At 45.4% G+C, this 21,966-nt stretch carries 20 protein-coding genes; 13 read left to right on the top strand and 7 right to left on the bottom strand.

Translation table 11 applies throughout. From position 1 onward, the window contains the following. Positions 1-21: 21 nt before the first annotated feature. From lapB to IX95_RS13870, 3 genes are all read left to right on the top strand, one after another. The gene (gene lapB / locus IX95_RS13880; RefSeq protein WP_006959331.1) at positions 22-1,191 is read left to right on the top strand and encodes a lipopolysaccharide assembly protein LapB; all 1,170 of its coding nucleotides are present in this window, start codon (positions 22-24) and stop codon (positions 1,189-1,191) included. Positions 1,192-1,279: 88 nt separating this feature from the next. Further along, the gene (pyrF, locus tag IX95_RS13875) at positions 1,280-1,978 is read left to right on the top strand and encodes an orotidine-5'-phosphate decarboxylase (RefSeq protein WP_038161009.1); all 699 of its coding nucleotides are present in this window, start codon (positions 1,280-1,282) and stop codon (positions 1,976-1,978) included. Positions 1,979-2,126: 148 nt separating this feature from the next. Further along, positions 2,127-3,329, top strand: coding sequence for a hypothetical protein (locus IX95_RS13870; protein ID WP_021457154.1), 1,203 nt, complete (start codon positions 2,127-2,129; stop codon positions 3,327-3,329). 58 nt (positions 3,330-3,387) lie between these two features. Here the strand turns inward: IX95_RS13870 and miaE are convergent, their stop codons facing one another. Together miaE and IX95_RS13860 are read right to left on the bottom strand one after the other, a co-directional pair. Then, positions 3,388-4,164, bottom strand: coding sequence for a tRNA isopentenyl-2-thiomethyl-A-37 hydroxylase MiaE (gene miaE / locus IX95_RS13865; protein ID WP_038161005.1), 777 nt, complete (start codon positions 4,162-4,164; stop codon positions 3,388-3,390). A gap of 66 nt (positions 4,165-4,230) precedes the next feature. Beyond that, positions 4,231-4,995, bottom strand: coding sequence for a hypothetical protein (locus tag IX95_RS13860; RefSeq protein ID WP_019277891.1), 765 nt, complete (start codon positions 4,993-4,995; stop codon positions 4,231-4,233). 296 nt (positions 4,996-5,291) lie between these two features. Here IX95_RS13860 and cysB point away from each other — a divergent pair, with 296 nt between their 5' ends. From cysB to IX95_RS13830, 6 genes are all read left to right on the top strand, one after another. After that, a complete protein-coding gene (gene cysB / locus IX95_RS13855; protein WP_038161001.1) occupies positions 5,292-6,266 on the top strand; it encodes an HTH-type transcriptional regulator CysB in 975 nt (324 codons plus the stop codon). A 54-nt stretch (positions 6,267-6,320) separates the two neighbouring features. Beyond that, positions 6,321-7,517, top strand: a complete 1,197-nt coding sequence (locus IX95_RS13850) for a methyltransferase (protein WP_038160997.1) — start codon at positions 6,321-6,323, stop codon at positions 7,515-7,517. 173 nt (positions 7,518-7,690) lie between these two features. Beyond that, positions 7,691-8,656: an ABC transporter substrate-binding protein gene (locus tag IX95_RS13845; RefSeq protein WP_038160994.1), complete on the top strand. Its 966-nt coding sequence runs from the start codon at positions 7,691-7,693 to the stop codon at positions 8,654-8,656. A gap of 56 nt (positions 8,657-8,712) precedes the next feature. Then, positions 8,713-9,657 (top strand): ABC transporter permease, encoded by a 945-nt coding sequence (locus IX95_RS13840; RefSeq protein ID WP_038160991.1) that lies wholly within the window; start codon positions 8,713-8,715, stop codon positions 9,655-9,657. Next, positions 9,654-10,448 (top strand): ABC transporter ATP-binding protein, encoded by a 795-nt coding sequence (locus IX95_RS13835; protein ID WP_006959315.1) that lies wholly within the window; start codon positions 9,654-9,656, stop codon positions 10,446-10,448. The genes IX95_RS13840 and IX95_RS13835 overlap by 4 nt, the downstream gene beginning before the upstream one ends. A gap of 121 nt (positions 10,449-10,569) precedes the next feature. Next, positions 10,570-12,036, top strand: coding sequence for a sensor domain-containing diguanylate cyclase (locus IX95_RS13830; protein ID WP_038160988.1), 1,467 nt, complete (start codon positions 10,570-10,572; stop codon positions 12,034-12,036). Here IX95_RS13830 and dusC read toward each other — a convergent pair. Then, positions 12,033-12,986, bottom strand: coding sequence for a tRNA dihydrouridine(16) synthase DusC (gene dusC, locus IX95_RS13825; protein WP_038160986.1), 954 nt, complete (start codon positions 12,984-12,986; stop codon positions 12,033-12,035). The genes IX95_RS13830 and dusC overlap by 4 nt on opposite strands. 61 nt (positions 12,987-13,047) lie before the next feature. Further along, positions 13,048-13,590, bottom strand: a complete 543-nt coding sequence (locus tag IX95_RS13820; protein WP_038160983.1) for a prepilin-type N-terminal cleavage/methylation domain-containing protein — start codon at positions 13,588-13,590, stop codon at positions 13,048-13,050. Between the two features lie 258 nt (positions 13,591-13,848). On the opposite strand from IX95_RS13820, the gene IX95_RS13815 reads away from it, so the two are divergent. From IX95_RS13815 to serS, 4 genes are all read left to right on the top strand, one after another. Then, positions 13,849-14,463, top strand: a complete 615-nt coding sequence (locus IX95_RS13815) for an SEC-C metal-binding domain-containing protein (protein WP_019277900.1) — start codon at positions 13,849-13,851, stop codon at positions 14,461-14,463. 82 nt (positions 14,464-14,545) lie between these two features. Continuing rightward, positions 14,546-15,142, top strand: coding sequence for an outer membrane lipoprotein chaperone LolA (lolA, locus tag IX95_RS13810; protein WP_038160981.1), 597 nt, complete (start codon positions 14,546-14,548; stop codon positions 15,140-15,142). Between the two features lie 2 nt (positions 15,143-15,144). Then, positions 15,145-16,491 (top strand): replication-associated recombination protein A, encoded by a 1,347-nt coding sequence (locus tag IX95_RS13805; RefSeq protein ID WP_038160978.1) that lies wholly within the window; start codon positions 15,145-15,147, stop codon positions 16,489-16,491. Positions 16,492-16,587: 96 nt separating this feature from the next. Continuing rightward, entirely contained in the window at positions 16,588-17,895 is a 1,308-nt protein-coding gene (gene serS / locus IX95_RS13800; RefSeq protein ID WP_006959308.1) for a serine--tRNA ligase, read from the top strand. A gap of 57 nt (positions 17,896-17,952) precedes the next feature. Here the strand turns inward: serS and IX95_RS13795 are convergent, their stop codons facing one another. The 3 genes from IX95_RS13795 to sppA all read right to left on the bottom strand — a co-directional run bounded on the left by IX95_RS13795 (position 17,953) and on the right by sppA (position 21,936). After that, positions 17,953-18,783: a CPBP family intramembrane glutamic endopeptidase gene (locus IX95_RS13795; protein ID WP_038161270.1), complete on the bottom strand. Its 831-nt coding sequence runs from the start codon at positions 18,781-18,783 to the stop codon at positions 17,953-17,955. A 151-nt stretch (positions 18,784-18,934) separates the two neighbouring features. Continuing rightward, on the bottom strand, positions 18,935-19,951 hold the full coding sequence (gene ansA / locus IX95_RS13790) for an asparaginase (RefSeq protein ID WP_006959306.1): 1,017 nt from the start codon (positions 19,949-19,951) through the stop codon (positions 18,935-18,937). Between the two features lie 134 nt (positions 19,952-20,085). After that, complete coding sequence (sppA, locus tag IX95_RS13785; protein ID WP_038160975.1) at positions 20,086-21,936, bottom strand: signal peptide peptidase SppA; 1,851 nt, start codon at positions 21,934-21,936, stop codon at positions 20,086-20,088. Positions 21,937-21,966: the final 30 nt, after the last annotated feature.

Raw genomic sequence — 21,966 nt, 5'->3', positions numbered from 1 at the left:
TATAGGTAGGCTTTTTACTCAATGTTAGAAATACTCTTCTTGTTACTACCAATCGCAGCAGCATACGGTTGGTATATGGGTAATCGCAGTGCCCAGCAAGACAAGCAGAAGCACTCCAACCAAATCTCTCGTCAGTATGTGACGGGTCTTAACCTGCTATTGTCCGATCAATCGGATAAAGCGGTGGACCACTTTATCGAACTTCTTCAGGTCGACAACGAAACGATAGATACACATTTGGCCTTGGGTAACCTTTTCCGTTCTCGTGGAGAAGTCGATCGCGCCATTCGTATTCACCAGAATTTAATATCTCGTTCTGGGCTGACCATAGATCAAAAAAACATAGCTCTTCAGCAACTAGCTAAGGATTACATGGCATCGGGTTTTCTTGACCGCGCAGAGAAAATCTTTGAGCAACTCGTTGATGAGCCTGATCATCGTGAAGCAGCATTGCAACAGCTAGTGTCGATCTACCAACAAACACGGGAATGGGGCAAAGCGATCCAATACGCGACCCAGTTGGTAAAATTAGGTAGAAAACGTATGCGTACAAGCATCGCGCATTTTTGGTGTGAGCTTGCAATGCAAGAAAAAGCAGACGGTGATAATAGTCGAGCGATTCAACACTTTAAGCGCGCACTGTCTGAAGACCCAAAATGTGTTCGTGCCAGCATCGCCCTAGGTAAGCTCTATCTTGAGGTGGAAGATTATGCTCAGACCATTAAGTACATGGAGATGGTGATTGAGCAGGACATCGACTTTATTAGCGAAGTACTCCCAACATTGGCAGACTGTTACCATCATTTAGGGCAGGAAGAGGAGTTACTGGATTTTTTACGCCAATGTATTGTCTCCAAGGCTGGCGTCTCGGCAGAGCTCATGCTTGCTCAAATGGTTGCTCAACATGAAGGTTCTGGTTCTGCGCAGGAGCTACTCACTCGTCAGCTCGTTAAAAATCCAACCATGAAAGGTTTTTATCGTTTGATGGATTATCATTTGGCCGACGCGGAAGAAGGCCGAGCAAAAGCGAGTTTGCAGACGTTGCAAAAATTGGTGGGAGAGCAGTTAAAAGTTAAACCTCATTACCGATGTCGTAAGTGTGGTTTCTCTACCCATTCAATGTACTGGCATTGTCCATCATGTAAAGGTTGGGGAACCATCAAGCCAATTAGAGGCCTTGATGGTGAATAAGAAATTCGATTGGGGATTCCAATCAAGAAAATAGCAGCGGTGATCCCGCTGCTTTTTTTAGGCATGTAATTAGTTAGTAGGAGATGAAATGATTGACCAAAAAGTTATTGTTGCACTGGATTACGACAATCAAGCGGACGCCCTTACTTTCGTAGACAGAATTGATCCAAGCTCTTGTCGATTGAAAGTTGGTAAAGAAATGTTCACGCTGTTTGGTCCTGATTTCGTTAAAGAGCTACACAAGCGCGGCTTTTCAGTATTCCTGGATCTAAAATTCCATGATATTCCGAACACATGCTCGAAAGCAGTGCGAGCAGCCGCGGAACTTGGTGTATGGATGGTGAATGTTCATGCGAGTGGAGGAGAGCGCATGATGGCGGCTTCACGCGATATCCTAGAGCCATATGGTAAAGACCGCCCGCTACTGATTGGTGTGACTGTGTTAACCAGCATGGAGCAAAGTGATCTTACCGGCATCGGACTCAACGTTGAGCCAAAAGAGCAAGTTATTCGTCTAGCAACATTGACCAAAAACTCTGGGTTGGATGGGGTTGTGTGCTCTGCTCAAGAGTCTTCAATGCTGAAGAGTGAGTTAGGGTGTGAGTTCAAGTTGATTACACCAGGCATCCGTCCAGCAGGGGCTGCTGTAGGGGATCAGAAACGCATCATGACGCCAGTCGATGCAATTCAAGCAGGTTCAGATTATTTAGTTATCGGTCGTCCAATTACTCAAGCTGCGGATCCTGACAAAGTCTTGATGGATATCAACCAATCACTCAGTATCTAGAGTTTTGTAAATCGCCAGTTTGACTGGCGATTTTTTTCGTTACAGGTACAACCTCTCGATATTATAAACATTCATGCTAGTTATTAGTCTGCTTTTCGTTTAGCTTGGATTTAGTGACTATAATGAACCTCTAAACAAGGAGTTGGTTATGACTGATACATTATCGGCGTCAGTTGGCGCTAGCGAAGCTTTGACTGATGCAGCAACCAAAAAAGTAACACCAGCAGATGTGGCTAAGGTGAAAGCGGAGGTTTTAAAGCGCATCGAACAATCCACTCACTTATCTCAGGGCTTCCGTCTGGTGAACCAAGCGGATTATCAGTCTGGTCTCGCAGAGCTCAAAGCCAAATTGAAATCGAAGAGCTTCCAACGAACTGAAGAAGGCAAGATGTGTAAGCTGATGCTCGACATATTGACCGATGATGCTCATCTTGCGGAATATCTAGACGAAGATTTGTCCCAGTATTTAGTGACCAACGATGCAGGGAAGAAAGTACTCGATACAAGCGCGATGGATTTTAAGGCCAAAAATCAGGTTGCCAATGCTAAGTTAAAGCGTAAGCAGCTGTTCCTGATGTTTAAAGAGATCATTCAAGCTCAGGTCGAATTGAATACTTTTGCTCAAAGACTGAAAGTGGCGTTTGGCGCTGAAATCAGCTTTCCTCCCGGCGCTTACGGCGGTATTAAGAGTTACAGTGGAGCCTTGGCAAAAATTACCACCCGAGAGCGTACTAACGATGTTGGCGACTTAAAGGACTGTGCTCGTATTACGGTGAAAGTAAAAAGCTTCAGAGACCTTCAGGGGGCGAAACTGTTCATCTGCCGTACTGAGGAGTTCAGGGCTGTTGCTCAATATCAAAAAGCATTGAAGGACCGTTACCAGCTCGCTAAATCAGGCTCTAATTTAGAGCGATTTAATGTCGAGGCCGATGGCAGTGGCTATAAGGATATTAAGTTCTTTCTTAAGATGAGTAACGGCCAAATCGCCGAATTACAGCTCAATATCCCGGGTATGCTGGTTGCGAAGAAAAAAGCACACATTATCTATGATATCGCACGGACCAATCAGGAAGCATTTGACTCCAGAGCCGAGTTTCAGGTCGCAAGCCAAGAAGTTCTCGATAAAGTCAAAGAGAAGATGAATGATGACTGGTTTGGCTTTATTCGCTCAAAACTGTCAGGTGTCGACAGCGATGCTAACTGCATTGAATCTATGATTGAAGTTTTACGCAGCAAGGGGAGTTTGGTCATTGGTGCCAATGAAGCAGAGGCACTCAATCGAGTGAGTAAGAAGTTGTATGCTGCTGGGTTGGGCAATGCGCTTTTGGACCCGAGTCCCGCCTCCAAATAATCTAAGCAAAAGATAGGATGCCAGTTTGGCATCCTTTTTAATATTTAGTGCAGAGTGGTTAGTTTTTAAGGGGAGTACCACTGTGGAATTTAAAGTCGCTATCAGGACTGGTGATTAAGTCGGCTTCGAGTTGACCAAAGTAAGCGACTCTATGTGAGATATCTTCGCCAGCGATCTCTTCAGCAAGGCTTAAGTAGTCCTGATAATGGCGTGCTTCCGAACGAAGCAGCGAGATATAGAATTTAGCAATATCTTCATCCATATGAGGAGCGAGCTTTGCAAAGCGTTCACAGGAACGTGCTTCAATGTATGCTCCAATGATCAATTTGTCTATGAGTGTTTGCGGTTCGTGAGTTGCCATACTTGCAAGTAGCCCTTTTGCGTAGCGGCTCGCTTGTACAGGTTCGTAGGCAATGCCTCGGCTATCCATAATTTCCAAAACCTGATAGAAGTGATGTAACTCTTCTTTGATTAGCAACACCATTTTGTCTATCAAGTCCTGACTATAAGGCGAATCAGATTTGGCCATGATCGCTTTCGAAATATTGCTTTTACCCTTGAGAGTTTCCAAGCTGCCTGTTTTTCTATAAGCGAAATCTTCGTAGGGCTTAAACCAGTTCAGCAAGTTGTGAGCGCTGCTTTTGTCTACCGCATACTTACGAATTAAATACATCGCCGACTGGCCAGCCTTAAGCTCACACAACAAATGATCGATAAGAACGGTTTTTAGGTTATCTGGTTTACTGGCTTCGGTGATCCAGTCTTCCGGTGTGGCACACTGAAGAAAACTGTTGATTGGTTCCAGTAAAGTATCGTAGCTTTTCAAATCGATCATGATGTTATTCAATAAATAGAAAAGGCCGCATAAGCGACCTTTTGGAAACGGACTGAGTGGATTATATTACCATTTTTTCTTTTCGCCAAAGAGCTCGTCCATATCATTTTTGCGTTGGTCTTCTTCAATCTGATGAAGCTCTTCTGCATTTTTAGATTGGCGTTTCTGCTCTAGGTCATCGTACATTTCTTGAAGCTTTTCTCTGGCTTGATTCGAGTAATTATCGTTTTTATTACTCAGAGCATCGAGGCCTTTACGCAGTAACTGAATCGCAGTGCCAGGTTGACCACGAACAATAGCATCATTAGCGCGTTTAATTACGTTTTCGATGTTAATACGAATCTGAATGGTCTCTAGACGAGCGTTTTCAGCGACATAAGCTTGAGTCTCAAATCGGCCTTTATTATGTTCACTACGAATAGTGTCACGTAAACGCTTCACCAGCTTCAACATCACAATTGCTTGCTTGTCGCTACTTGGCGTCTTGAACGAGGTGCTCTCGCCACCTTTTTTGTCGCTCTTTAATTGCTGTATTTGTTGCTTAACATGTTCAACGCGTTGTTCCAGCTGCTTATTCTTTGGATCCAGCTCAAACATGCTTTCGACAGCGTCAAGAATTCGAGTATTCAGACAAACCAGTAGTTCTTTGCTGTACGGCATGTGGTGTGCGTGGCCAATCAGCTCTTCTGTCGCATCGATGATGGCGAGGTATCTGGCACCTTCTTGCTTTCTTGCAGTTTCAACTTTGACTTTGTACTGGAGCATGATGTTATAGCCAAGCACTAACACCAGTAAGATGGCAACTAAAGCTATGATTAACCCAATATTCATAAATTCCGTATCTTATGTTTTGTTGGCTAGCGAGTAAGGATACACGATTCTTAAGAACCACTGCACCTATTTTGTATTATTACGTTTCCATGGCTAATTATTAACGAAAACTCTGATCTATGGGTAATTTTTGAGTTATTGCTTACAAAAAAGTCATCCAAATCAGAAATTACTCTTTATAAAGTACCCAAATAGTCAATTGTGCTATCAATTTTAACCAAGAGGCGTTATAACTAAATATTATAAACTATATTTGCTCAGAATGGGGCGTCGAGTAAGGGATTACGGGGTCGAGAATGAAGTTACAACAACTGAAGTATATTGTTGAGGTAGTTAACCACAATCTGAATGTATCTGCTACTGCCGAGAGTTTATATACCTCACAACCTGGCATCAGTAAGCAGGTCCGTTTGCTTGAAGATGAGCTTGGCATTCAGATTTTTGAGCGAAGTGGTAAACACCTGACTCAAGTGACTTCAGCGGGCGAAGATATTATCCGCATTTCTCAGGAAATTCTTGCACGTGTTGAAAGTATTAAAGCGGTTGCTGGAGAGCACACGCACCCAGAAATGGGAACCTTGAATATATCGACCACCCATACTCAAGCACGTTATGCGCTGCCAGACGTAATCAAAGGCTTTACCGCTCGATACCCTAAAGTATCGCTTCACATGCACCAAGGTACGCCGACACAGATGTCTGAAGCGATAGCTAAGGGGACGGCAAATTTTGCGATTGCGACTGAAGCTCTGCATTTGTACCAAGATGCCATCATGTTACCGTGTTATCACTGGAATCGATCAATTGTTGTGCCCAAAGAGCACCCTTTGGCTCAGAAAGGCAAAATCTCAATTGAAGATCTCGCCTCTTATCCGTTGGTTACATACGTGTTCGGCTTTACCGGACGTTCAGAATTGGATACAGCCTTCAATAAGGTCGGCTTGACGCCACGAGTAGTTTTCACTGCGACAGACGCCGATGTGATTAAGACCTATGTTCGTATGGGAATTGGGGTTGGCGTGATTGCTAGCATGGCTATCGATAAAGATCAGGATGAAGATTTAGTTGCGATCGACGCTAGCCATATTTTTGGTGCGAGTACGACCAGCATTGGTTTCCGCCGAGGCACTTTCCTTCGCTCGTACATGTTTGATTTTATGGAACGATTTGCTCCGCATTTGACACGTCCAGTCGTTGAGCAAGCTCTCTCTCTGAAGTCGAGCGCGGAAATTGAAGAAATGTTTAAAGATATTGAACTACCGGTACGTTAGAAACTTTCTTCTCACCTTGCTTCCCTCTAGAATAAACCCTTGTCAGGGGGAAGCATGCAAGACACATTTCAACAACTCGATTCATTTCTCTTATCTCATCAGAAATTTTGGCGCTTTGAGCCCTTCTTTTCTAGCTTTGATGATCAATTACCTTGGCAAGCTGAACACCCTCAGTTGTGCCAATGGCTTACTGAACTTTGCCCTCAACAAATTGAAGAGTTGAAATCTGCCCCCGAGCAACTCCATAAAGCCCTTGAGCAATTTATCCCTGCTCTATCTATCGTTCATGACTTCACTCAGCTCACCAGCTCTACTTTATACGGTTTGCAATTGGAACGAGGTATTGAGACAGGAGTTCCGGGCAGGAAGCTTGAACAGATTGTGTCGATGGGGGAGGCGGCGTTACGCTCTCATCAAGGCAGTGAATGGCTTGAATGGTGCTCAGGTAAAGGTTTCTTGGGCCGTATACTTGCCAGTCATAGCCAGCAGCCAGTGACCAGTTTCGAATTTCAACAAATGTTGTGTGATTCGGGTCAGCAAGAAGCTGATAAACAGAACTTACCCATGAGGTTTGTCCAAGGAGATGCGCTTTCCGCTGACGCAAAGCAAGCACTTAACCCTAAACAACATGCGGTTGCATTACATGCATGCGGCGATTTGCATGTTTCTTTGATTGAAAAGGCAGTTTCGGTTGGATTGCCAGCATTAAGCATCTCGCCTTGTTGTTACCACCTTATCCAACAGGATAAGTATTACCCTTTGTCTAAGCTTGCTTGTTCGTCAGCGCTTCAACTAACAAAGCCAGAGCTGCGTATACCACTTCAGGAAACCGTTACAGGTGGTGAGCGAGTTAAACGGCATCGCTTTCTCGAAATGAGCTACCGGCTCGGGTTGGACCTGCTATTGAGAGAAGTCGGTGGTCATCAAGATTACATACCAGTACCAAGTGTTAAAAAGTCCTTGTTGGCCGATGGATTTGGCGCTTTTTGCCAATGGGCGGCCGATCAGAAACAGCTGGATTTGCCAACGAATGTGTCGTTTGCGGAATTTGAAGCGAAAGGTGAACAACGTTATTGGCAAATGGAGAGGCTCAGCCTTGTTCAACAACAGTTCCGTCGCAGTCTGGAAATGTGGTTGGTACTAGATAAGGCTTTGTATCTTGCAGATCATGGTTACCAAGTATCTGTTGAAGCTTTTTGTGCTAAAAAAATTACGCCGAGAAATATCCTGATTCAGGCGATTAAAAATTAGCCGTATACACACCTCTAAGTTTGTTGATTTTTTGTTAAAACTCCCTTCCAATTTTTCTAAGTTATTGGTAATAATGAATGATGTGCACAGAAAATGTGCAACTCAATCAATAATTATATAAACACTAACCGCACACAACATCACATCAATAATGCTGTAATCAAGGAGTCGAGATGAAAGCAGGAAAAGTTATTGCTACCGCTGTATTGGCAGGAGCAGCACTACTGTCATCAACAAGCATCATGGCGAAGACAGCCAAAGTAGCTGTATCACAGATCGTTGAACACCCGGCACTGGATGCCACTCGTCAGGGGCTTATTGATGGCTTGAAATCAAAGGGCTATGAACAAGGAAAAAATCTCGAGTTTGACTACAAAACGGCACAAGGCAACCCTGCGATTGCCGTACAGATTGCTCGCCAGTTTGTCGGTGAAAAGCCTGACGTTCTAGTTGGTATTGCTACTCCGACTGCACAAGCATTAGTATCAGCAACGCGCTCAATTCCTGTTGTATTCACGGCCGTTACGGACCCGGTAGGTGCTAAATTAGTAAAAAGCATGGAGAAACCAGGAAAGAACGTCACGGGCTTATCTGATCTTTCCCCAGTGAGTCAACATGTTGAACTGATTAAGGAAATCATGCCAGATGTGAAATCCATCGGTGTTGTGTTTAACCCTGGAGAAGCGAATGCTGTCACTTTAGTGGAACTACTCAAAGAGAGTGCAAAAGCGCAGGGTATTGAAATTGTAGAAGCTACGGCGATAAAGAGTGCTGATGTCCAGTCTGCGACTCAGGCAATTGCGGAGAAGTCTGATGTGATTTATGCACCGACAGATAATACTGTTGCCAGTGCGATTGAAGGTATGATTGTAGCGGCGAATCAGGCCAAGACACCTGTTCTGGGTGGTGCGACTTCATATGTTGAAAAAGGCGCGATTGCTAGCTTAGGTTTTGATTACTATCAAGTTGGCGTTCAGACAGCAGACTATGTTGCGGCGATTCTTGAAGGTTCGGCGCCAGGTTCATTAGACGTTAAAGTTGCCAAAGGGTCTGATTTAGTCGTTAATGAGACGGCGGCGAAAAAGCTGGGTGTGACGATTCCAGCATCAGTACTTGATCGCGCAACTAGCGTTAAGTAACCCAAAAAGAGAACGCGCTATGCGTTCTTTTTTTTAAGGCAGAAAAGGGAGTTGTTATGTCTGCTTTTGCTTTTTTTGGTGCGCTTGAGATTGGCCTGCTTTACGGGTTAGTGGCATTGGGCGTTTACCTGACTTTTCGGGTATTGGATTTCCCCGACCTCAGTGTTGACGGCAGTTTCCCTATGGGAGCCGCTGTGGCTGCGACGGCAATCGTTGCGGGTATCAACCCTTGGGTTGCAACCGCAATGGCTATCTTAGCGGGAGCGGCAACCGGCTGGGTGACGGCTTTTCTAGCGGTTAGGTGTGGGATCCTTCATCTTCTCGCCTCCATTCTTACCATGATCGCTGCATTCTCGATCAACATTCGCATTATGGGTCGCCCGAATATGGCCTTATTGGGGGAAGAAACGATTCTGACTCCATTTGAAGCAATTGGTGACCCTATGCTAATGCGGCCATTGTTGGTTGGGATACTCGTGCTCGTTTCGGCATGGTTTGTTGTTAGGCTCCTTAACAGTGATTTTGGCTTAGGTTTACGTGCAACGGGTGTTAATGCGCGTATGGTATCCGCACAAGGTGGCAGTACGTCCTTTTACACTTATTTTGGTCTTGCTCTATCGAATGGCTTTGTTGGTTTTGCTGGTGCTCTATTTGCCCAGACTAACAGCTTTGCAGATGTGACTTCTGGAGTGGGTACTATTGTTGTTGGTCTTGCTGCAGTTATCTTGGGGCAGACGCTCATTCCTGGGAGAAAGATATGGGTGGCTGTGCTGGCTGTTATTATAGGCTCTGTGCTATATCGACTTGCTGTGGCATTTGCATTAAGTACAGGAATGTTTGGTCTACAAGCCTCTGATCTTAACTTGGTTACAGCGGTTTTGGTAGCAATTGCGCTGATTGCGCCGAAGCTAAAAGGAAACTTCAAATCAAAAAAGCCTAGTTCACCTGCTCAGAACAAAGTCATATCTAAGCAGGTAGAAAAATCAGGAGATGCAGCATGATTCAGCTTGAGAACATTCAAGTCACTTTTAATCCTGGAACCATTCTTGAAAATCCAGCACTGAAAGGTGTTTCACTGGAAGTCCCTGAACATCAATTTTTGACGGTTATTGGCTCTAATGGCGCCGGTAAGTCAACATTGTTAGGAGCTGTGACGGGTGAAACGCCAATGGTGGGGGGACGAGTCGTCATTAATGAGTTGGATGTCACACGGCAAACTGTTGATCAAAGAGCGCGTCAATGTGCCCGAGTATTCCAGGACCCACTGGCGGGAACCTGCGGTGATCTTACGATAGAAGAAAACATGGCTTTAGCTTATATGCGCGGAAAAAAGCGCGGCTGGAGTCTGTCTTTATCAAGTAAGCGTCGCAAACTGTTTCAAGAGCGTATCAGCATTCTTGGGCTAGGGCTGGAAGACCGTTTAGGTGACAACATCGGCCTGCTATCGGGTGGTCAGCGTCAGGCTGTAAGCCTAGTGATGGCAACGCTATCTGATAGCAAGCTGCTACTACTTGATGAGCATACTGCCGCACTTGATCCAAGAATGGCGGCATTCATCATTGATTTGACAAAGAAAATTGTCACTGAATTTAATTTGACCGTGATGATGGTGACACACTCAATGAAGGATGCGCTAGCGTGTGGTGATCGCACCGTGATGCTCCATCAGGGAGAGATTGTGCTTGATGTGGCTGGTGAGCAAAGAGCGAATATGCAAGTGCCAGATTTACTAGAGATGTTCTCTAAAGTAAGAGGAGAGGAACTGGCGGACGATAGCCTTCTCCTTAACTGATAAGTGGAAGTTAACGATACCTTAACCTTATTGCTTTGAGTTCTAACAAGTTTCTATCTAAAGCCCATTTTGTAGATTATCCTATGAATGGGCTTTATTAATTTGCAAGGCACTCCCCCTAATGAAGGTGAAAGGGCATTTCAGTCTTAAGTTTGTTATTTTTGTTCCCGCAGTGATCGCTAGCATATTGTTTGCTCTCACGGTAAAAAACTATCTAGATGCGGTCAATCGCGATATCGATGATGAATATCAGCGCATCGAAACTTCTCTTGAACGGGCAACAAAAGTGGTTACTGCGCTGGATTACAGCTTCAGTAATTACTACAAGTCAGGTACTGGCCTTTTACTGGAGCACAACAGGAAGATTGAAGACGGCTTATGTAAAATGTGGCCGATTGACGCCCTCCTTTTGGCAGAGAACAAAACACTCGACATTCCTTCAGTCGACATCAGTTATATGCTGGTGGGTGACAAGTCTTTGTGTCAGCAGGAAAGTGCGCTGTACCAAGATGTGACTGATCATGTTTCTATGGCACCATTACTTTCGTTTTTGCACGATATTGATGCTTTTTTGTTTGGTATTCACTACGTCGACTTCGACGGGTTCATCATGTCTTCTCCAGATACGCTTGCTAAAAGAATCACCAAGCCTTTATTGGATAATGCTTTGATTCGCGCGCGAGGTTTGTTTCGAGAGCCAGGTAGTCGTAAAGACTTTATTGCGATTTATGGTCCTGAAACATTAAGCATGCCCGAGCTAAAGCTTTTGAATTTAAGTGCCCCTGTTTATAGCTCGACTCAGCAAGAAGGCGTTTTGACGCTTCAAGTCGATGTTAATCAATTACTTGCGTCAGAATCTAAGCTGGCCAGCGCTATTCACCTGATCAATGTCCATAATTCTCAGCCGACGGACAATGCGGTAAGAGAGTATATGTTGGGTATTAACGGTATTGTTTCCAACCATATGCTTTATTACGAACTTGATATGCAAGCTGAAATTAAAAACTTCTTTCTGTTCGAGAAGTACAGCTTAGTTGTGACGCTTTGCTTATACATACTGCTCGTTACTGTACTGTTTTATGTGAATACGCACGTTGAAAGAAGCTACTTTAGAGATCTAGCTGCGAGAGACCCAATGACAGGATTACTTAATCGACGTGGAATGGAAGCCTTCCTTAGAAACACAACTCATAGTGAGTATCTTGCGCTTTCCGTGCTGGATATTGATAACTTTAAATCGATCAATGACGCTTATGGCCATGATGTCGGTGACGATGCGATCTGTTTTATGGCTGAGCAAATTGAAAAGAGTATTCGAGACAGTGATGCTGTAGCTCGTTTTGGGGGCGAAGAGTTCGTGGTTTATCTTCGTGGTCGAGACGTTGAAAAGATGCGTATGACGATGGAACGTGTACGCGAGGCAATTGGTCGGGACTCTGCAAATGTTGTAGAGGGAGGGTTTACGGTCTCTGGGGGAGTAGAGATAGTTAGATCTGAAGAAAACAGCGACTTTGAAAGTCTATTCAAAGCCGCGGACGAAAAGCTTTATGAGGCCAAAAACAGTGGTAAAAACAGGCTGGTGTTTTAGGCCACATATAACTGAGTTTGGTATTCCTTAATACGTTCTACAATCGGCTCAGCCTTGTTAAAGGTACGAATTTCACGAAAGAGCTCATTGGCTTCAGGGTACTCGTGTCGTAAATAGGAGAACCATTGTTTGACGCGGTTCGGGTAGTAGAGGCCTTTATCGCCTTTCATTTCGTATTGCGAGTAAAGTAGCAGCAGTTTGACCACTTCTGCCCAAGGCATCACGGTGTGATTATGCTTAACTACATTGCCCAAGTTAGGCACATTGAACGCGCCACGGCATACCATTAGAGAGTCGACACCCGTGGTTTCGATACAGGCTTGACCATCTTCGTAGTTCCAAATCTCGCCATTGGCAATTAATGGGATAGTAAAGCGCTGACGAATCTGGTTGATATAGTCCCACTTAATTTCGCTGGCCTTATAACCACCCGTTTTTGTGCGTGCGTGAACAGTGAGTTCGTCTGCACCAGCGCTTTGAATCGCATCTACGATCTCGAAACAGTCTTCTGGGTTATCCCAACCAAGGCGAATTTTGGCTGTGAGCGGAGTACCTTCTGGTACGGCTTCACGACAGGCTTTGACCACGCGATGAATAAGCTCAGGATGCTGAAGTAGTGCAGCTCCGCCCTTACTTTTGTTTACTAGCTTTGCTGGGCAACCGAAGTTGATATCAACGCCTTTCGCTCCCAGTTCAGCGGCGCGAACCGCATTTTCAGCCATCCAATGAGGGTCTTGTCCTAACAGCTGGATATGAACTGGGACACCGGATTTGGTGTGTGAGCCTTGTTTTAGCTCTGGGCAGAGGCGATAGAATACGTGTTCTGGCAATAACTGATCGACCACGCGAACGAATTCTGTGACACACAGATCATAGTCGTTGATGTCAGTTAATATCTCTCGCATCAAATGGTCTAAAACGCCCTCCATAGGGCCCAGAACAACTCGCATAAAAAACGCCTCCGAATTAGGAGGCGTGATTTTAGTGACTTCATTACGAGATGTCTAACAACTAGGCGTTATTTCTTCCGATCGCCTTCTCAATGACTCCAGTTAAGGGTGAGTAGCGCAACATCGGGGACTCTTCATCTTCGTCATAGCCGCTGGTGTAGTAATACGTGCACTCATTGTTGGCGGTATACCAAGCGACAATATCGGTATCGGAAGGCAATATGGTAGAAGTCAGTGGCCTGATTGTTAAATCCACCTGCATCAGTGCATTCCACATTGCGACACAATCTTCCCCTCGGATAGGCCCTAAAGCGGGATCAGAAGGTTCATGATTGACTGACATAGGGAAGCCCAGAGCAGAAGGGTATATGTCTTCAATCCCATAACCGACGTGACTGGTAGGTTCACCTTCTGTCAGCCATTTCGCTTGATAGAGCTGAATGGCATTGGCAAAACTGGCAAACGCAGCGTCGGCCCTCGAAACATGAGCATCACGTTGGTAATTCAAAAATCTGGGGGCGGCTGTGACGGCAAGCACGCCGAGAATAACAATCACGACCACCAGTTCGATCAGCGTAAAGCCGCTGGGTTTGTGCTTTTTCATGGTTAACCCGACTGCATCTAAATAGGTTGCTAAAACTATAATCGACGGGATTTTGCATTCATCACTCTAATTCTCAAAGTGAAATAAGTCATTGAATTGAATATTTACTCCATTTAGGTCTAAGTGTGTTAAATGAAATGAACGACTTCTCAAAAATGAACCAATGGAGCCGTCTATGTTCCTTACCAAGACTTGGGTGACCCACAGCGGCGCATGGGGTTATAATGGCGTGAGAATCTAGCAACATTGAATCAGATAATGACTTATCAACTACTGACACTTGAACCATCCAAAACTGAAGAATCTGCACTGTATCTTGAAGGGATCACTTTGGCCGCAAACTTGGCGACAAAGCCTCTCGCACCAGAAAGTTGGTTGCCTAGCCTTTTTTCCGAGCAAGCACAGTCTGTTAAGGCGGAGGTTGAAGGTCATATAAATCAGCAATACAGCTATTTAAAGCGCAATGAATATTCTTTGTTGTCCTTGCTTAATGAAGAGCAGCGTGACGAGCAGCTCGCTGATTTCGCTGAAGGTTTTATGATGCTCTGGCCCACCATCGAAGAGCAATGGGCGGAAACGTCTATCGGTGATGGGACATTACGCATGCTACAAGCTTTGCTAACCACAATGATGTTGGCAATCGATGAAGAGCAGACTCAAGCACAAATGAAAGAGGCAGGTATCGAAACGCCACCGGCACTAAATGACTTTCTTGGTCAGCTGGATTTGATGATTAATGAAGTCGCACAAGCGGCAGATGAAGCCATGGTCGGTGCCAAAGCACAAAGTGTAAACCCATTTAAAGATATCGGGCGTAACGACAATTGCCCGTGTGGTAGTGGTAAAAAATTCAAACAGTGTTGCGGTCAGTAGAACAAAGTTAACGTTACCCGGTCAAAACAGTATCGAAACCGAGGTATAACGTCGTATTCGCGACGAAATAGGATGATAAAGAATGAAGAAATTAGCCGCGTTGTTTTTCCTTAGCTTCTCCGTCATCGCAGCGCCCAAAGATGAATTGAGCCAGCGACTGCAACTGACTGACGGGTTTAGTGCGGATTTTTCACAGCAGTTGATCAGCCCGGAAGGGGAAATGTTGACGGAAGGTGAAGGCAAAGTCGAAATTGCGCGTCCAAGCTTGTTCCGTTGGACTACCACGTCACCAGATGAGAATGTCTTGGTGTCAGATGGTGAATCTCTGTGGTATTACAGCCCTTTCATCGAACAAGTTAGTATTTACTGGCAGGAGCAAGCTACTGAGCAAACCCCTTTTGTTCTGCTGACTCGCAACCGCGCCAGCGATTGGGAAAACTACAAAGTGTCACAACAAGGCGATGTGTTTACACTGGTACCGACCGCAGTGGACACCAATCAGGGGCAGTTTAAGCTAGAGATTGATGGTAAAGGTGCGGTGAAAGGCTTTAGTGTTATAGAGCAAGATGGCCAAAAAAGTACCTTCAAGTTTAATAACATCAAACTGGCTAAACCAAGTGCCGATCGCTTTACCTTTAGCATTCCTGAAGGGGTAGAGGTCGACGACCAAAGGAATTAATAGTGAGCAACTATTCATTGGACTTTTCAGGGGACGAAGATTTTCGTCCCCTTGCTGCTAGAATGCGCCCAGAAACGCTAGACCAATACATCGGTCAGCAACATATTCTTGGTCTAGGTAAACCCTTGCGCCGTGCGCTGGAGGCAGGGCATGTTCATTCGATGATTCTTTGGGGCCCACCCGGAACCGGAAAAACAACTCTGGCTGAAGTTGCAGCAAATTATGCTAATGCGGAAGTCGAGCGAGTTTCAGCGGTGACCTCTGGCGTCAAAGACATTCGTGCAGCGATTGATAAGGCTCGTGAAAATAAACTAACAGGTCGAAGAACGATTTTGTTTGTTGATGAGGTTCATCGCTTTAACAAATCCCAACAAGACGCGTTTCTCCCTCATATTGAAGATGGCACCGTGACTTTTATTGGTGCGACGACGGAGAACCCATCTTTTGAGCTTAACAACGCTTTGTTGTCACGGGCTCGGGTCTACAAGCTTACCTCTTTGGCTCAGAAAGATATCCGTCTGGCCCTAGAACAAGCCATTAATGATGCCGAGCGTGGTTTAGGTCAGTTTGAAGCCCATTTCGCCGATAACGTATTGGATCGCTTATCTGAGTTAGTGAATGGTGATGCTCGTATGTCACTTAACTATCTTGAGCTGCTGTATGACATGGCGCAAGAGGATGATAAGGGCGTTAAGCAAATCACGTTAGAGCTCCTTGCTGAAGTGGCTGGCGAAAAAGTGTCGCGCTTTGATAACAAAGGAGACATTTGGTACGACTTGATCTCAGCAGTGCATAAATCGATTCGTGGTTCGAATCCAGATGCCGCACTTTACTGGTCAGCACGTATGATTGCCGCAGGTTGTGACCCTCTGTATATCGCACGCCGATTGTTAGCTATTGCATCTGAGGACATCGGTAATGCTGATCCGCGCGCAATGCAGGTCGCGTTGTCAGCGTGGGATTGCTTTACCAGAGTAGGACCAGCTGAGGGTGAAAGAGCCATTGCCCAGGCTATTGTATATCTTGCTTGTGCACCTAAAAGTAATGCGGTTTATACCGCTTGGAAACAAGCCCTGCGTGATGCTCACAATCAACCTGAGTACGAAGTACCACCTCATCTTCGCAATGCACCGACAAGTTTAATGAAAGATCTTGGTTATGGAGCGGAATATCGTTACGCTCATGACGAACCCGGTGCTTACGCGGCTGGAGAGAAATATCTACCACCAGAAATGGGGGAGATTCGTTACTATTCTCCTACAAACCGAGGCTTAGAGGCGAAAATTGGCGAAAAGTTAGATTACTTGGCTAGTTTAGATGCAAAAAGCCCACAAAAGCGCTATGAATAAGCGTCTTTTTTGGATACATTTGTTCGGTTAATTATAAAAGCGTTTGAGCATGAAGTTTGGACGCACTTTCACAACCAAAAAAGCATAGGATTAACAATGCTGGATTCTAAATTACTTCGTACAGAGCTGGATGAAACAGCTGCTAAACTGGCGCGTCGTGGCTTTAAGCTAGACGTAGAGACAATCCGTACACTTGAAGAACAACGTAAGTCCATTCAAGTAGAAGTTGAAAATTTACAATCCACGCGTAACTCCATCTCCAAGCAAATTGGTCAGAAAATGGCTGCTGGAGACAAAGAAGGTGCTGAAGAGATTAAAAAGCAGATCGGTACGTTAGGTAGCGATCTGGAAGCGAAAAAAGCTGAGCTGGTGGAAATCCAGAACAAACTGGAAGACATCACGCTGTCTGTGCCAAACCTGCCAGACGATGAAGTGCCAGATGGCAAAGATGAAAACGAGAACGTTGAAATCTCTCGTTGGGGTGAGCCTAAGTCTTACGATTTTGAAGTAAAAGATCACGTTGATCTAGGTGAAATGGGCGATGGCCTAGATTTCGCTAGCGCAACGAAGATCACTGGCGCTCGCTTTATCATCATGAAAGGCCAATTTGCTCGTCTACACCGTGCAATTGCTCAGTTCATGCTGGATCTTCATACAGAAGAGCATGGCTATACGGAAATGTATGTACCTTACCTAGTGAATTCTGACAGCTTGTTTGGTACTGGTCAGTTACCTAAGTTTGGTGAAGATCTGTTCCATACTGAGCCATTGACTGAAAAAGTGAATGATGAAGAACCACGTAAACTGTCTCTTATCCCAACAGCAGAAGTACCGGTAACCAACATGGTGCGTGACACTATCGTTGATGAAGCGGATCTGCCAATTAAGATGACAGCACACACCCCTTGCTTCCGTTCTGAAGCAGGTTCTTACGGTCGTGATACTCGTGGTCTTATTCGTATGCACCAGTTCGACAAAGTTGAGCTAGTACAAATCACTAAGCCAGAAGAGTCAATGGCAGCACTTGAAGAGCTAACAGGCCATGCTGAGAAAGTGCTACAACTTCTAGAGCTTCCTTACCGTAAAGTGGTTCTATGTACAGGTGACATGGGCTTTGGTGCTCGTAAAACTTATGACCTTGAAGTTTGGGTTCCTGCTCAAGAGACGTACCGTGAGATCTCCTCATGTTCAAACACTTGGGATTTCCAAGCGCGTCGTATGCAAGCTCGCTTCCGTCGTAAGGGCGAGAAGAAGCCAGAGCTAGTACACACGCTAAACGGCTCAGGTCTAGCAGTTGGTCGTACTATGGTTGCGATTCTTGAAAACAATCAAGAAGCGGATGGCCGTATCGCAATCCCTGCTGTACTGCAAAAGTACATGGGCGGCGCAACGCACATCGGTTAAACTCAAATAAACACCAAAAAGCCAGCTCAAGTGAGCTGGCTTTTTTGTATCTGTTTATTATCCACGAAGAATTGGGTAGGTATAAAAGAGCAAATGACTGAAGTTAAATAGAAAATGAACCAAAACTGCAGCCCATAATCTTCCTGTTGTATGGAAGATCAAGCCGTAGCCAAGCCCAGCTAGTGACGCGAAAACAATTAATAGTGGACCACCTGCAAAGTGTGCCAATCCAAATAACAGACTCGCGACTACAACGCCGATATAGGCACCATACTTATTCGTTAACTTTTGTTGGATAAAACCACGGAACAGGGCTTCTTCAGCGACACAGGTGAAGAATAGATTGTTAAAGGCGAACAACCACCACCAGTTGGGGATAGAGAACTCGGGTTTGATTGCTCCTAGCAGTGACGCAATAGGCAGTAAAGCGAACAGTGGGATTGATATCAACAGCATGGTTCGATAATTGATCTTGCGGTTTTCACCTAGCAACGCAGGGAAGGCCAAAAGAAGGGCGAAGAAGGCCAGTGGTTTGTCTAGGTTCAAATACATGCTGAAATCGGCACTCAGAAGACCAGCTTGCACATTTTGAAGTACCTGCGGATTGCTAAAGCCAGGCACCAAATGTAGAAAGAGTGCGAGGCTCCCAATGATGACTACGGTTGAGAGTATTTCTGGTGGTAGCGAGGACTTGTTTTTGAGGTAGTAAGTAGCTGCTAGAAAGGTAACTACGAGTATCAAGCCTAGAGGTGATAATACACCAGCTATCAAGCCACCGAGGAGAGTTGCTGCAAGCAAACTCAATGAGGCTTTCGGCGCTTTAAGAAACGCGGCAAGAATGGAAGCGCTGAATAGTAGCCAAACCCATATAGAATGATCGATGTGCATAAGGTGAAATGGATTGCGATTGAAAAGCGTATGATGAACTGAATCCTCAGTCAGAACAAGCTCGCCGAATCTCATCAGAGCACTGAATTAAAAAGAAAAAGTCGACATATTGTCGACTTTTTTATCAGTAAAATTTCTTGAAGATATGTTGTTATATCGACATTTCACCGCGCAGTACTTGCTGCATTTGGACTTTGACCTGTTCGTAAGTCAGATTTTGACTCAAGAGGTAATGCAGTTTGGCAAGTGCAGCTTCTGGGGTCATGTCGTAACCACTAATTACACCAGCTTCAGCCAGTGCACAGCCAGTCGCATAACCGCCCATGTTGACTTTACCCGCTAAACATTGAGTTAGGTTGACCACGATAACACCACGCTCTGAAGCATCCTTAAGGTGAGCGAGTAGCTCTGGGTTTTGCGGCGCATTACCCACACCAAAGGTCAGTAGGATCATCGCGTTGACTGGCTGAAGTAGCGTATTGCGTATCACTTCGTGTGAGATGCCCGGGTACATGGTGATCACGCCAATTGGCTGAGGCGTAATGTCATGAACCTTAAATTCGCCTTCTGGTTTTTCACCCACCACAATATCGTTGCTGATCTGGATATTGATACCCGCTTCTAGTAGCGGTGGTAAGTTCGGGGAAGTAAAGGCATTGAAACCGTCTGCGTGTGATTTCGTACTGCGGTTACCACGCATCAATTTGTTGTTGAAGAACAGAGTGACTTCATTGATTGGGTAGTTGGCCGCAATGTGCAGAGCGTTAAGCAGGTTGGCCTGGCCATCCGAACGTAGCTCCGCAAGTGGGATTTGTGAGCCCGTCACAATCACAGGTTTGCCGAGGTTTTCCAGCATGAAAGACAGTGCCGAGGCAGTATACGCCATCGTGTCTGTGCCATGCAGAATAACGAAACCATCGTATTTGTCGTAATTCTCGCGAATATCATCTGCGATTTGCTGCCAGTCCTTTGGCGTCATATCGGATGAATCGATCAGAGGGTCATACTCGTGAATAGTGAATTCTGGCATTTCTGGGCGCTGGAACTCTGGCATGCTAGCCAGTTGTTTTTCCATGAATCCAGCCACTGGAACGTAACCATGGTCATCTGACTTTTTCATGCCGATGGTTCCGCCAGTGTAAGCGATATAAATGTGTTTTCTTGCCATTGCTTAGAAACCAGTTAATTGTAGGGGGAACAGAGCGTGGGATTATATATCAATCAGTAGCAATAAAAAGGGGCATCCCGCACAGGAATACCCCAGATAGACTTAATCCAGTTTGTGAATCAGTCGCTCAATCGTTACTGAACCTGACAGTTTAAACAGAACGCATATTGGCCTTTTGGATCATTGAAACTGTCCAGCAGGCTAGCATCCTGAACAACTTGTGCAGCCACAGGCTGTAGGGCGGTAGGCAGCAATGCGCTGGCATCGACACCAAGATTGACTTTTACTTGATTCATGAAGTCTTGGATGAACTGTTCAGCAGGCGATAGCGGCTCCTCTACCCAGTACAGGTTGTAATCTTCGACTTTTGCCAGCTCAGCAGCCATCTTCACAGCGTCGTCAAAGTCACCCATTTTATCAACCAGACCCAACTTCGCTGCATCTTGGCCCGTCCATACGCGGCCTTGAGCAATGTTATCCATGTCTTTCAATGGGATTTCACGGCTTTCACTGACTAGGCCGATAAAGCGATGATAGCCGTGTTCAATCCCCATTTGGAACGCATCTGCAGCACCGTCGGATAAGCCAGTGGTAACGCCCACGCCCGAGAACGGGGAAGTTCCGACGCCATCAGTGTAGACGCCGAGTTTGTTTAAGCCTTTTTCAAACGTTGTGATCACACTGAAAATACCGATTGAACCAGTTAACGTTGTTGGCTGAGCAACAATTCGATCTGCGCCCATCGAGATCCAGTAACCGCCGGATGCTGCTAAGCTCGACATAGACGCAACCACAGGTTTGCCAGCTTCTTTCAGTGCTTCGATTTCATTACGAATCACTTCAGAAGCGAATGCGCTACCACCTGGGCTATCTACACGTAAAACAACGGCCTTGATTTTGTCATCATTGCGCGCTTGACGTAAAAGTGCAGCGACGGTATCACCACCGGTTGTGCCTCTCGGTTGAGAACCATCCATAATGGCGCCGCTAGCGACAACAATCGCAATGTCGTCTTGTGACAAATCGAATTTCGGCTTCATTGTGGCTTGATATTCGTAGTAATCAACGTAGTTGTAGCTGTCCTCTCCGTTGCTACCAAACACTTCGGTCAAATCGGCACGTACCTGTTGTCGGGTCGCCAGCTCATCGACTAAGCCCAGCTCCAAAGACAAAGCAGCCAAGTCGCCGTCTTGCTCTTTTAATAAACCTAAAAACTCTTCCATGGTTGGATTGAGCGTTTTGGCGGATACCTGACGATTAGTGGCAACGTCATCCACATAGGCTCCCCATAGCTGACCTAACCAGCGTGACGCGGATTCTTTCGCCGCGTCTGACATGTTGTCACGCACAAACGGTTCAATGGCTGATTTATAGGTGCCTACGCGGAAAACGTGGGTATTCACATCAAGCTTTTCTAACAGCGTTTTGTAGTACATCGAGTAAGCGCTATAGCCTTTGATTAACACGGCACCATCTGGAGCTAGGTAAATCTTGTCGGCGTAACTTGCTAGGTAGTACTGGCTTTGGTTATAGAACTCTCCCGCGGCGTAAATAGGCTTGCCTGAAGCCTTGAACTCATTCAGAGCTTTAGCAATGTAGCGCAGTTTGGTTAAGTTGGTTTCTGGCATATCGCGTAGAGCCAGCACAATACCGGTGATTTTAGGATCGTCTTTGGCGTGGCGTATTGACTCAACGATATCAAATAAGACGTTTTCCCTTGGTATATCCTGACCAAATAGCGAACCAGTAAAAGAATCCATTGGGTTGACGTAGCGAGACTGTTCAACAATTGGGCCAGAGATGTTGAGAATCAGAGCCGATTCTTTTGTCTCATTTGGTGCAACAGATCCAACTCCTGAGTAGATGAAGTAAAGAATCCCGATACTGATAAGAAAGAAGAGATTAACCAGGGCAAGACGAATAAAAGTAATGAGTTTCCAAATGCCCTTAAAAAACAGGCCAATAAACTTAAATATTTTTTTCATTGTGGCTCCGCTGTGCTTTAGCACAGGTAT

Origin of the sequence: Vibrio sp. B183 (genome assembly GCF_000740665.1) — a bacterium.
Classification (GTDB): Bacteria; Pseudomonadota; Gammaproteobacteria; order Enterobacterales; family Vibrionaceae; genus Vibrio; species Vibrio coralliilyticus.
This window is presented reverse-complemented; position numbering and strand designations above follow the sequence as displayed.